The sequence below is a fragment of the Sphingopyxis sp. genome (genome assembly GCF_035250425.1).
In the GTDB taxonomy this organism is placed as follows: domain Bacteria; phylum Pseudomonadota; class Alphaproteobacteria; order Sphingomonadales; family Sphingomonadaceae; genus Sphingopyxis.
In genome coordinates, this window is sequence record NZ_DATFFD010000249.1 from 1 (window position 1) to 12,129 (window position 12,129).

The following is a 12,129-nucleotide window of genomic DNA, read 5'->3' on the forward strand; positions in this document are numbered from 1 at the left end:
CAAGATCCGCCCCGAGATCAAGATGGCGCCGCGCCAGATCTACACACGCTCGAAAGTCCGCGCCGACGTCGCGCGCATCATCGAACTTTACAAGCGGCAGGGCCGCTTCGCCGCGACCGTCGAGCCCAAGATGGTCTCGCTCGACCAGAACCGCGTCGACGTCGTCTTCGAAATCAACGAAGGGCCGAAGTCGAAGGTCCGCCAGATCAACATCATCGGCAACGAGAAGTTCAGCGACGGCGACCTCAAGGACGAAATGGCGACCAAGGAGGCGGGGCTGCTGACGATCCAGGTCACCGAGAACCCCGTGATCAACCGCGTCATCCTGGAAGGTAATAAGCGCCTGAAGGAAGACAAGGTCCGGCCCGAGATCAAGCTCGCACCGCGTCAGATTTTCACCCGCTCGAAAGTCCGCGCCGACGTCGCGCGCATTATCGAGCTCTACAAGCGCCAGGGCCGCTTCGCCGCGACGGTCGAGCCGAAGATGGTGTCGCTCGACCAGAACCGCGTCGACGTCGTGTTCGAGATCAACGAAGGACCGAAGTCGAAGGTCCGCCAGATCAACATCATCGGCAACGAGAAATTCAGCGACGGCGATCTCAAGGACGAGATGGCGACGAAGCAGTCGAGCCTGATGACGATCCTCTCGTCGAACACCAGCTACGACCCCGATCGCCTCGCCTATGACCAGCAGAAGCTGCGCCTTTTCTACCTGACCAACGGTTACGCCGATTTCCGCGTGATTTCGGCGGTGGCCGAGCTGACGAGCAACAAGCAGGACTTCATCATCACCTATGTCGTCGAGGAGGGCGAACGCTACAAGTTCGGCGACGTCGACGTGAAGAGCGAAATCCGCGACTTCCAGCCCGAGATGCTGAAGAAGCTGCTGCCGATGAAGAAGGACGACTGGTATGACGCCAAGCTCGTCGAGGATACGGTCGAAAGCCTGAGCGAAACCGCGGGCCTGTTCGGCTATGCCTTTGCCGACATCAACCCCGAATTCCGCCGCGACCCCGAAACGCGAACGATGGCGATCACCTTCAACGTCGCCGAAAGCCCGCGTACCTATGTCGAGCGCATCGACGTCAACGGCAACACGCTGACCCATGACAAGGTCGTGCGCCGCGAATTCCGCCTGAACGAAGGCGATGCGTTCAACAGCTTCGGCGTCAAGCGCACCGAGAACCGCATCAACAGCCTGGGTTATTTCCAGGAAAATCTGGAAATCGAGCGCAAGGAGGGCAGCGCGCCCGACCGCATCATCCTCGAAACCAATGTCGAGGAAAAGCCGACCGGTGAACTGTCGCTGTCGGCCGGTTTCTCGTCGATCGAGAATTTTCTGCTCCAGGCGTCGATCCGCCAGCGCAACTTCCGCGGTCTCGGCCAGCAACTCCAGGCGTCGGTCAATTATTCGAGCTATTCGAAGTCGATCGAACTCGGCTTCACCGAACCCTATCTGTTCGACCGCAACATCTCGGTCGGCGGCAGCGTCTATCGCCGCGATCTGAACTCGTTCAACTTCATCAACAACGACCGCCGCACGACGTTCCAGCAGGTCACGACCGGCCTCCAGCTCAACGCCGGCGTGCCGCTCACCGAATTCATGTCCTTCTTCGCGCGCTACAGCCTCAACTTCGACGATGTGACGCTCGACAAGGGAATCTATTATTTCGGCGACGAATGCGACCCGCTCATCGCCGGCCGTTACCTCTGCGATGCGATCGGCAATCGCACGACCTCGCTCATTGGCTACACGCTCGCCTATGACGACCGCGACAACCGCTTGCGCCCGACGCGCGGCCAGTCGCTGTCATTGAGCCAGGATTTCGCCGGCCTTGGCGGCAGCGTCAAATATGTCCGGACGCGCTTGAACGGATCGAAGCACTTCAACCTCGGCAGCCGCTTCATCCTCAACCTTTCGGCCGAAGGCGGCTATATCTATCCGTTCGGCGGCCGTCCGACCCCGACCAGCGACAAGGTCCGCCTGACCGACCGTTTCTTCCTCGGCGAACCGCAGATGCGCGGCTTCGACATCCGCGGCATCGGCCCTCGCGTCATCCGTTATTCGGTCAATAACGCCGATCCCGCCAACCCCATTGTCGTCACGGACGGTGACGGTGATCGTGGACAGATCGACGACGCGCTCGGCGGCCGGGCCTATTATCAGGGCCGGATCGAACTCGATATTCCGCTCGGCACCGGCGCGAAGGAAATGGGACTTCGCCCGTCGATCTTCCTCGACGTCGGCTCGGTGTTCAGTGTTCGCCGTCCGACGCTGACGACGCTTGCCAATTTCAAGGAAACCAACCCCAACGCGCCTGGCTTTGGCCTCACCAAGTCGCTTTGCCGCAACGCGACCACGGGTGTCACCCAGTTCGCGACCGAAACGATGACCACGCCGGCGGGCGGCGTCCCGACCGGGACGGGCCAATATACGACTTGCCCGACCGATTTCTCGCGCCTCGATCCGTTCGAGGAACGCTTCTTCGGCGACACCTGGATGCCGCGCGTGTCGATCGGCGCCGGGGTGAACTGGAACTCTCCTTTCGGTCCCTTCCGGATCGATTTCGCTTACGCCCTTCGCAAAGAAGAGGGCGATGATACAAAACGCTTCTCATTCAATGTAGGAACCCAATTCTGATGAAGAAAATCCTTGCCGCCTCGGCGCTGGCGATTGCCACGCTGTCGGTTTCGCCCATCCTGTCGGCCCCCGCGATTGCCCAGGCAAAGGGTGTCGGCGTTGCCGACGTCCGCGTCGCCGCTGCCCGCTCGAACGCGTTCCAGACCGCCTCGAAGCAGATCGAAACGACCTACAAGGCGCAGATCGACCAGCAGCAGTCGCGCGGCCAGACGCTGCAGGCCGAAGTCAACGTCCTGGTCGCGAAATATAACGAAGAAATCAAGAAGACGCCGCGCAACGAAACCGCGGTCCAGGCCGCCGGCAAGGCCGTTCAGGACAAGCAGCGTGCTGCACAGGCTGAACTCGGCCAGATCGGTGCGCCCATCGACCTCGCCATCGCTTATGTCGAGGACCAGATCAGCGTTCGCATGAACGAAGCGATCAAGGCCGCGATGACCGCGAAAAAGGTCGACCTGCTGGTCAATCCCGAGGCGGTGATCGCGCGCGAAAACAATGTCGACATCACCGACGCGGTGGTTGCCGAACTCAACCGCATCCTTCCCAATGTGTCGACCGCGGTTCCGGCCGGTTACCAGCCGGGCCAGCTTGTCCAGCAGCGCAACCAGCAGCTGATGGACCAGGCGCGCGCCGCACAGGGCACGCGTCCGGCGACTCCGGCGCCGGCACCGACCGGCACCGCACCGACGACCCGCTAAGTTCGATGACGGATGGGGAAAAGCCGGACGGCGCCTTGGGGCCGGTGGATATCCGCCGGATCCTGACGCTGCTGCCGCATCGTTATCCGATGCTGCTCGTCGACCGGGTGGAATCGATGGTGAAGGACACCTCGATCCACGCGGTCAAGGCGGTGACGATGAACGAGCCCTTTTTTCAAGGGCATTTCCCCGGCCGGCCGATCATGCCCGGCGTCCTCATCGTCGAGGCGCTGGCGCAGGCGGCCGGCATTCTCGCGATCGAATCGATGGGGCTCGCGGGTACGGGCACGCTTGTTTATTTCATGGCGATCGACGGGGCGAAGTTCAGAAAGCCGGTCGAACCCGGCTGCCTGCTCGACCTGCACGCCACGATCATTCAGGCCAAGCGCAGCGTTTGCCGTTTTGAGGGCAGGGCGATGCTGAATGGCGCGCTCGCCGCCGAATGCCAGTTCACCGCGATGATCGCCGATCCGCCCGGCGACTAAAGAATTACACACTCTTCATCGTCACCCCGGACTTGATCCGGGGTCCACGACTTCAGCGCCGGCATGGATCCCGGATCAAGTCCGGGATGACGAGGTGAGGGGTGTTGCATTTTCCACGATTCACCGTTAGGGGCCACCGCTTCGCGGCCCCGGACGGGGAAGCATCGACTCACGCGGCTGGTCGGAAACCAGCGGCACAGGAGCCAAGAGACATGAAAAAAGACATTCACCCCGCGTACCACATGATCACGGTCAAGATGACCGATGGCACCGAATATCAGACGCGCTCGACCTGGGGCAAAGAGGGCGACACGATGACGCTCGAAATCGACCCCACCGCGCACCCGGCCTGGACCGGCGGCACCGGACGCATGCTCGACGCTGCGGGTCAGGTCGCCAAGTTCAACAAGCGTTTCGGCGGTCTCACCCTCAAGCGCTAAGCCCAGTCTCGGACCGGTTGCTCCCTCCCCCTTGATGGGGGAGGCAGCGAGACTTGGCAGCTTGCTGCCTAGTCGCAGCGGTAGGGGTGCGTTCTCGGCCTGAACCGACGGCGCTCAACCGCACCATCACCCCCATCCAACTCCGCCTAAGCCGCTATCGCGGCCAAGGCTTTATATCCTTCCCCCATCGAGGGGGAAGGGCGGATGTCCACTGCCTCAGCCCAAAACCTTTGCAAGCGCGCTTTGCCAGCCGGCAAGGCGCGTTTTGCGTTTCCCGGCACCCAGCGCCGGCGTGAAGCGCGTAGCGGTGCCGCGCATCGCCTTGGCCGCGCTCGCGAGGTCGGGATAAAGGCCCGCCCCAGTCGCGGCGAGCATCGCGGCGCCGAGTGCGGTGCTTTCGACGAAAACGGGCCGCTCGACGGTGATGCCCAGCATGTCGGCCAGATCCTGCGCCATCCAGTCGTTCGCCGCCATGCCGCCGTCGATCCGCACCTCGGCCCAGTCGACCCCGTCGGCGGCGAAGGCCGATTTCAGGTCATGCGCCTGATAGGCTTGCGCTTCCAGCGCCGCGCGCGCGACATGCGCCTTCGTCGTTGCGAAGCTCAGTCCCGATATGGCCGCGAGCGCATCGGGGCGCCAGTGCGGCGCGCCGAGCCCGGTGAGGGCGGGGACCAGATAGACGCCGCCATTGTCGCTCACCGAGCGCGCGAGCCCCTCGCTCTCGCCCGCATTGGCGAGCAGACCCAGCCCGTCACGCAGCCATTTGATCAGGCTGCCGGCGACGAACACCGATCCCTCGAGCGCATAGGAGCGCACGTCGCCCTCCTGCACCAGCACCGTCGCGAGCAGGCGGTTCGCCGATTGCGGCCGCACCGGGCCGCTGGCCGACAGGATGAAGGCGCCGGTGCCGAAGGTCGCCTTGGTCTGCCCGGGCGACAGGCACGCCTGCCCGATCGTCGCTGCCTGCTGGTCGCCCGCCATGCCGCAGATCGGGATCGCGCCGCCGAACAGTGCCGGATCGGTCGTGCCGACGCGCGTCGTGCAGCCGGTGATTTCGGGGAGCAGCGCCATAGGGACGCCGAGCAGGTCGCATAGCTCGCTATCCCAGCCGCCCTGGCCGCCCAAGTCCATCAGCAAGGTGCGCGACGCGTTGCTCGCGTCGGTGACATGGACGCCGCCGGTCAGGCGATAGATCAGATAGGATTCGATCGTCCCGACCGCGAGCCGGTCGCCGGCCTCCTTCAGTTGCGGCCAGTGCTTCAGCGCCCAGCCGATCTTGCTTCCCGAAAAATAGGGATCGAGGAGCAAGCCGCTCCTTGCCTGCACCATATCCTCATGGCCCGCCTCTTTCAGCACCGCGCAATCGGCGGCCGAACGCCGGTCCTGCCACACGATCGCGCGCGCCAGCGGCTCGCCGGTCGTGCGATCCCAGAACACCACCGTCTCGCGCTGGTTGGTGATCCCGATCGCGGCGACATGATCGGCGCCGCCCGCCTGCGCGATCATTTCGCGCGTGCAGGCGAGGGTCGCGTCCCAGATTTCGGCGGCGTCATGCTCGACGAGGCCGGGGCCGGGATAATGCTGCCGGATCTCGCGCTGCGCGCTGCCGAGCGGGGTGCCGTCGGCGCCGAAAAGCATCGTGCGCGTCGAGGTCGTGCCCTCGTCGATGACGATGATTTTCTCTGCCAAAGCACTATCCCCTCGTCCGTTCGTGCTGAGCTTGTCGAAGCACCGTACTTCTTTTCTCCGTGATGAAGAAAGAACGGTCCTTCGACAAGCTCAGGACAAATGGGAAGGAGAAGAATAGCTTTATCACGCAATAATCTTGCAATTGCCCGCAACCCATGCCATATGATTGTGCAGCGCAGCATGGCGGGATCACCCGCCGTAACCACCGGCAGCGTGATTTCCCGCCCATTTTCAGGCGCGGGCGAGCCGGACCAGCGCTTTGTCCCCAGAGGCACCCTTTCACGCGGGTCGTTTCGAACCCGCGGCCCGTGCGCCGTCCGTTCGATACGAATGGATGCGCCTGCGCGTCGCCCTATGTGAGTATTTTATGACGACTTTTAACGACTTTGGCCTGCACGCCGACATCAATCGCGCGCTTGCCGCCAAGGATTATACCGTCCCGACCCCGATTCAGGTCCAGGCGATCCCGCCGCTGATGAAGGGCCGCGACCTGTGCGGTATCGCGCAGACGGGCACCGGCAAGACCGCCGGCTTCTCGCTGCCGTCGATCCATCATCTCTTGACCTATCCGCACCGTCCGACCCCGCGCGGCTGCCGGATGCTCGTCCTCGCGCCGACGCGCGAACTCGCCGCGCAGATCGCGCAGAGCTGCCGCGACTATGGCCGCTTCACCAAGCTCAGCGTCACGACCGTCTTCGGCGGCGTGCCGATCAACAAGCAGATTCGCGAACTCAGCCAGGGCGTCGACATCCTCGTCGCGACGCCGGGCCGTCTGCTCGACCTCATCGACCAGCGCGCGCTGCGCCTCGACGACGTCGAAATCTTCGTCCTCGACGAAGCCGACCAGATGATGGACATGGGCTTCATCCACTCGCTGCGCCGCATCGCCAAGCTGCTGCCGTCGCGCCGCCAGAACCTCTTCTTCTCGGCGACGATGCCGAAGGAAATCGCGCACCTCGCCGAACAGTTCCTCGAGGATCCGGTGACGGTGTCGGTCACCCCGGCGGCGACCACGGTCGAAAAGATCAGCCAGTTCGCGACCTTTGTCGAACAGAAGGAAAAGCAGGCGCTGCTGCATTCGGTCGTCGCCAGCGAAAATATCGACCGCGCGCTGATCTTCACCCGCACCAAGCATGGCGCCGACCGCGTCGTGCGCCACCTCGCGGGCGCCGGCATCAAGGCGATGGCGATCCATGGTAACAAGAGCCAGTCGCAGCGCACCCACGCGCTGCAGGCCTTCCGTTCGGGCGACATCAAGCTGCTCGTCGCGACCGACATCGCCGCGCGCGGCATCGACGTGTCGGGCGTCAGCCATGTGATCAACTTCGAGATCCCGAACGTGCCCGAACAATATGTCCACCGCATCGGCCGCACCGCGCGCGCCGGCGCCGAGGGCAAGGCGATCAGCTTCATCGCGCCCGACGAGCGTCCGTACATGCGCGATATCGAGCGCGTGACGCGGTCGAAGTCCGAGCCGATGCCGCTGCCCGAGAATTTCAACGAGCTGGTGCGCAACCTGCCCAAGCCCGTGGCGCCCCCCCGCGACACCGGCAGCCAGGGCCGCGACCCTAATCGCCAGCGTCAGGACGCGCATCGCGGCAAGCCGCAAGGCGAACGCGGTCCGCGCCGTGATGGCGCGGCAGCCGGCGAGGGCGCCGAAGGCCAGCGCAAGCGCCGCTTCCGCCCGCGCAACAAGAGCGTCGGCGCGCACAAGGGCGCGGTGAAGCGCGTCGGTTGACGTAGCTCTCCGCGCCGCTAGACCCTCCCTAGCCCCTCCCCTTCAGGGAAGGGGCAGCGAGACTTGCGAACTTGTTCGCTAGTCGCAGCGGGGTGGGGGCTATCGGCCTTGCGCAAGGGTTCGAACCCCCACCCCAACCCCTCCCCTGAAAGGGAGGGGCTTAGCAAGGGGCAGCGGATGACGAACGAAGCAGCGGTAATACCCACCAAAACCCGGCAGAGTGAACGCAAGGTCATATTGGCCTCGTCGCTCGGCACGGTGTTCGAATGGTATGATTTCTACCTCTATGGCCTGCTCGCGACGATCATTTCGGCGCAATTCTTCTCGGGCGTCAACGAAACCACCGGCTTCATCTTCGCGCTCGCGGCCTTTGCCGCGGGCTTTGCGGTAAGGCCGTTCGGGGCGCTCGTGTTCGGCCGCATCGGCGATCTCGTCGGGCGCAAGAACACCTTCCTCGTCACCATGGGGCTGATGGGCGCGTCGACCTTCCTCGTCGGCGTTTTGCCCAGCTATGGCTCAATCGGGGTCGCGGCGCCGATCCTGCTCGTGCTGCTCCGCCTCGTCCAGGGGCTCGCGCTCGGCGGCGAATATGGCGGCGCGGCGACGTACGTTGCCGAACATGCGCCCGACGGCAAACGCGGCCTGTTCACCAGCTTCATCCAGACCACCGCGACGCTCGGGCTGTTCGCGGCGCTCGGCGTCGTCATCGCGATCCGTTCGGTCATCGGCGAAACCGCCTTCGCCGACTGGGGCTGGCGCATTCCCTTCCTGATTTCGGTGATCCTGCTCGGCGTATCGCTGTGGATTCGCCTCCAGCTCGAGGAAAGCCCGGTCTTCAAGCAGATGAAGGAGGAGGGCACGACGTCGAAGGCGCCGCTGACCGAAGCCTTCGGCCGCTGGGAAAATCTCAAATGGGTGCTCGTCGCGCTGTTCGGCGCGGTCGCGGGGCAGGCGGTCGTCTGGTATTCGGGACAATTCTACGCGCTCTTCTTCCTCGAAAAGACGCTGAAGGTCGACGGCGCGACCGCCAACATCCTGATCGCCATCGCGCTCGCGCTCGGCACGCCTTTCTTCATCTTCTTCGGCTGGCTCAGCGACAAGGTCGGGCGCAAGCCGATCATCCTCGCGGGCTGTGCGCTCGCCGCGCTCACCTATTTCCCGGCGTTCCAGATGCTCACCGCCGCCGCCAACCCCGCGATGGCCAAGGCGCAGCAGAACGCCGCCGTCATCATGGCGGCCGATCCGGGGGCCTGCTCGTTCCAGTTCGATCCGATCGGAGGCAACAAGTTCGAAGGCAGCGGCTGCGACATCATCAAGTCGGCGCTGGCCAAGGCCGGCGTCAACTACACGGCTTTCACGCGCGAGCGCATGACGGGCGAGCCCGCGCGCGTGCGCATCGGCTCGCGCGTCCTCGCCGCGCCCGATCCCTGGCGTATCGCCGAGGAGGATCGCGCCGGCGCGATCGCCGCGTTCCGCTCCGAACTCCAGAACGCGCTGGCCGACGCCGGTTATCCGGCGAAGGCCGATCCGGCGGCGATCAACAAGCCGCTCGTCGTCGCGATCCTCTTCTACCTCGTGCTGCTCGTGACGATGGTCTACGGCCCGATCGCCGCTTTGCTCGTCGAACTCTTCCCCAGTCGTATCCGCTACACCGCGATGTCGCTGCCCTATCATATCGGCAACGGCTGGTTCGGCGGCTTCCTGCCGACGACCGCGTTCGCGATGGTCGCGGCGACGGGCAATATCTATTACGGCCTCTGGTATCCGGTCATCGTCGCGGTGATCACATTGATCGTCGGGCTGCTGTTCCTGCCCGAAACCTTCCGCCGGTCTCTTCACCCTTAGGATAGATTGACCCACCAGACGGGCGCGCGCTAGGTTCGCGCAGAGCCTTGAGGGGGGCATGATGATTGCCGACGACATAGATTTCGACCCGCCGCCGCCACCGCGGCGCCCGTTCTTCCGGCGCAAGCGGGTGCTGATCCCGCTCGCGTTATTGCTCGCGATCGTCGTCGGCTTCCTCCTGCTCCTGACTCCCGACACCGACCGCGACGCGATGATCGCCAAATATGGCGGACCGGACGCGGCGTTCGCCGCGGGGCCGGCGGGGCAGCGCATCCATTACCGCGATCAGGGCAGGGCGGGCGGCCCCGCGATCATCCTCGTCCATGGCGCCAATGCCAGCCTGCATACGTGGGAACCGCTGGTGAAGCGGCTCGGCGCCACCTATCGCATCGTCACGCTCGACCTGCCCGGACACGGGCTTACCGGCGCGACCCCCGACACCGATTATTCGGCCGAGGGCATGATGGACGCGGTCGACGTCGTCGCGGCGAAGCTCGGGCTCGATCATTTCATCCTCGGCGGCAATTCGATGGGCGGCTGGGTCAGTTGGCGCTACGCGCTCGCGCAGCCAACACGCGTCGATGCGCTGTTGCTGATCGACGCGGCGGGCATGCCGCTGCGGCCGGGCGAGAAACGGCCCGAATCGAACGTCGGCTTCCGCGTCCTCGAATATCCCTTCGGCCGCTGGCTCGCGACGCGCGTCACGCCGCGGATGCTGGTCGAACAGTCGCTGCGCGGGTCGGTCGAGAAACAGGCGATCGTCGATGAGGCGATGATCGACCGCTATTGGGAATTGCTGCGCTTTCCCGGCAATCGCGAAGCCACGGTGCTGCGCGCGCGGATGGACCGCGAGCCCGAGGTGGCGGCGCGCGTGGGCGAGATCGAGGCGCCGACCCTGATCCTGTTCGGCGACAAGGACCGGATTATCAACCCGAGCGCCGCGAAGACCTTCAACGAACGCATCGCGGCGTCCGAGGTCGTGATGCTGCCGGGTATCGGCCATCTGCCGATGGAGGAAGCCCCCGATGCGACCGCTGCGGCGATCGCCGACTTCCTCAAGCGGCGGCTTGTTTCGCAGCCGCCGGCGAATCCAGAAACGCGCTGATCCGCTCCGCGATGGCCGCGGCATGGGTGAAGGGGAAAAGGTGCGATCCCGGCACCATTTCCAGCACCGCGCCGTCGATCTGGTCGGCAAGCATCTCGCCATAGCAGGCGGGCATCACGCCATCCTGCTCGCCCATCAACACCAGTGTCGGAAGGTTTTTCAGCCCCGACAGGAAGCCCACGCTGCTCCATCCCGCCATCGCGGCGCTCTGGTACGCGATGCCGAGCGGGGTCGCGGTCTGGATCTTGAGCCCGCTCGCCAGCATGTCGTCGTCGAACATCGCGGCCCATCCGATCCCCGGCGCGCCCATGACCGGGGTCGTGGCCATCAGCACCAGCCGGCGTACGCGCCCCGGAAACTGGATCGCGATCTGCTGTGCCAGCGCACCGCCCCAGCTGAAGCCGGCGACGTCGACCGTCTTGTGGCCAAGGCGGTCGGCGATCTCCATCACCACCGCCGCGATCGTCGGCGCGCCATAGGGCAGCAGCGCGTCGGGCGAGCCGCCGACGCCGGGCATGTCGAGCGTCCACACCTCGCGGTCATGGATCTGCGCGAGCAGCGGCGCGGCGGCGGCCAGATCGGCGCCGATACCGTTGAGGAACAACAAAGGCGTACCGGGCGTGCCCTCACTCTGACCGGCACGCCAGCGCGCGACGCGCAGGCTCAGGCCATAGACATGCTCGCTGCTGATGGCCGGGCGGCCGCTGATCCTGCTCATGGCGGGTGCCTTCGCATATCTGGATGACCGGCGAAAGACCGCTGATCTACTCCGCCTGCCGCGCGGCCTCCGCGGCCTGCTCGAAGCGCAGGCAGTCGAAAATCTTCGCGCCCGCGAGGAACACCGATCCGGTGCAGGCGAGCAGCAGCAGCTTGCCGCCGGTCCCCGGATATTCGTGCAGATAGGCGGCGCCGCGCGCCATCGCCCCGACGGCGAGGGCGTAGATGATGAGGCACGCTTCGAAGCGGGTCTTGATGACGAACAGGCGTCCGATTTTTTTCAGCATCACCATAGCCTAAGCAAGCGCCGTGCCACTGGCGCAAATGCGCGATTCGGCGCGCCGGGCTTATGGTAAACTGTAAGTTAATCCGACAGATGAGGGAAGAGCGGAGGTGGCGACGAATGTCTGCAATGGGCGGCGAACCGCATTATCTTCTTTCGTCATCGCGGGTTGGAACCGGCCGGCATATGGGCTGTGCAATCCTTCCAAAGTTCAGGAAAGTTCAGCCCTGTGCGGCGCCCGGTTTGGATCTGGCGGCGGGCTGGACGCGCGCGACACTCCTCGCCGTGGCGGCACCCGCAACAGCGACCGCTTTATCCACCAAATGAAAGAGCCGGATGAAGGCTGGCACAGCCGGATAATGTAGGAAAGGCCTATTTGAGGGCGACGTCAGCTATGGGGTGGAAAGCGGACGTTAATCTGCTGCTGGGCATCTCGGAATTCAGCTGATGATCCCGGAAATTGCCAACTCTGCTGAGTTCGGCACGTTCAT

The 12,129-nt window shown here is 64.6% G+C and carries 11 protein-coding genes; 8 read left to right on the plus strand and 3 right to left on the minus strand.

What is annotated here, in order from left to right; translation table 11 throughout:
- The 4 genes from bamA to rpmE form a co-directional block, all read left to right on the plus strand.
- Positions 1–2,641, plus strand: a 2,641-nt coding sequence (gene bamA / locus VJ811_RS15190; RefSeq protein ID WP_414711958.1) for an outer membrane protein assembly factor BamA, incomplete at its 5' end; no start/stop codon positions are given.
- A complete protein-coding gene (locus tag VJ811_RS15195; protein ID WP_324073840.1) occupies positions 2,641–3,336 on the plus strand; it encodes an OmpH family outer membrane protein in 696 nt (231 codons plus the stop codon). The genes bamA and VJ811_RS15195, both read left to right, overlap by 1 nt.
- A 5-nt stretch (positions 3,337–3,341) precedes the next feature.
- Positions 3,342–3,821 carry a 3-hydroxyacyl-ACP dehydratase FabZ gene (gene fabZ / locus VJ811_RS15200; RefSeq protein WP_324073842.1) on the plus strand — a complete coding sequence of 160 codons (480 nt, stop codon included), beginning with the start codon at positions 3,342–3,344 and terminating at the stop codon, positions 3,819–3,821.
- Positions 3,822–4,033: 212 nt separating this feature from the next.
- Positions 4,034–4,261 (plus strand): 50S ribosomal protein L31, encoded by a 228-nt coding sequence (gene rpmE / locus VJ811_RS15205; RefSeq protein ID WP_324073844.1) that lies wholly within the window; start codon positions 4,034–4,036, stop codon positions 4,259–4,261.
- Positions 4,262–4,477: 216 nt separating this feature from the next.
- Here the strand turns inward: rpmE and VJ811_RS15210 are convergent, their stop codons facing one another.
- Positions 4,478–5,950 (minus strand): glycerol kinase, encoded by a 1,473-nt coding sequence (locus tag VJ811_RS15210; RefSeq protein WP_324073846.1) that lies wholly within the window; start codon positions 5,948–5,950, stop codon positions 4,478–4,480.
- A gap of 367 nt (positions 5,951–6,317) precedes the next feature.
- Between VJ811_RS15210 and VJ811_RS15215 the strand changes: the two genes are divergently transcribed.
- The 3 genes from VJ811_RS15215 to VJ811_RS15225 all read left to right on the plus strand — a co-directional run bounded on the left by VJ811_RS15215 (position 6,318) and on the right by VJ811_RS15225 (position 10,638).
- Positions 6,318–7,688, plus strand: a complete 1,371-nt coding sequence (locus VJ811_RS15215) for a DEAD/DEAH box helicase (protein WP_324073849.1) — start codon at positions 6,318–6,320, stop codon at positions 7,686–7,688.
- A gap of 177 nt (positions 7,689–7,865) precedes the next feature.
- Positions 7,866–9,533 (plus strand): MFS transporter, encoded by a 1,668-nt coding sequence (locus VJ811_RS15220; RefSeq protein WP_324073850.1) that lies wholly within the window; start codon positions 7,866–7,868, stop codon positions 9,531–9,533.
- Positions 9,534–9,591: 58 nt separating this feature from the next.
- Complete coding sequence (locus VJ811_RS15225; RefSeq protein ID WP_324073853.1) at positions 9,592–10,638, plus strand: alpha/beta hydrolase; 1,047 nt, start codon at positions 9,592–9,594, stop codon at positions 10,636–10,638.
- On the opposite strand, the gene VJ811_RS15230 is transcribed toward VJ811_RS15225, so the two are convergent.
- Positions 10,589–11,356 carry an alpha/beta hydrolase gene (locus tag VJ811_RS15230; RefSeq protein WP_324073856.1) on the minus strand — a complete coding sequence of 256 codons (768 nt, stop codon included), beginning with the start codon at positions 11,354–11,356 and terminating at the stop codon, positions 10,589–10,591. The two genes, VJ811_RS15225 and VJ811_RS15230, sit on opposite strands and share 50 nt — an antisense overlap.
- 46 nt (positions 11,357–11,402) lie before the next feature.
- A complete protein-coding gene (locus VJ811_RS15235) occupies positions 11,403–11,642 on the minus strand; it encodes a hypothetical protein (RefSeq protein WP_056373385.1) in 240 nt (79 codons plus the stop codon).
- Positions 11,643–11,748: 106 nt separating this feature from the next.
- Here VJ811_RS15235 and VJ811_RS15240 point away from each other — a divergent pair, with 106 nt between their 5' ends.
- A complete protein-coding gene (locus VJ811_RS15240) occupies positions 11,749–12,003 on the plus strand; it encodes a hypothetical protein (protein ID WP_324073862.1) in 255 nt (84 codons plus the stop codon).
- Positions 12,004–12,129 lie beyond the last annotated feature (126 nt).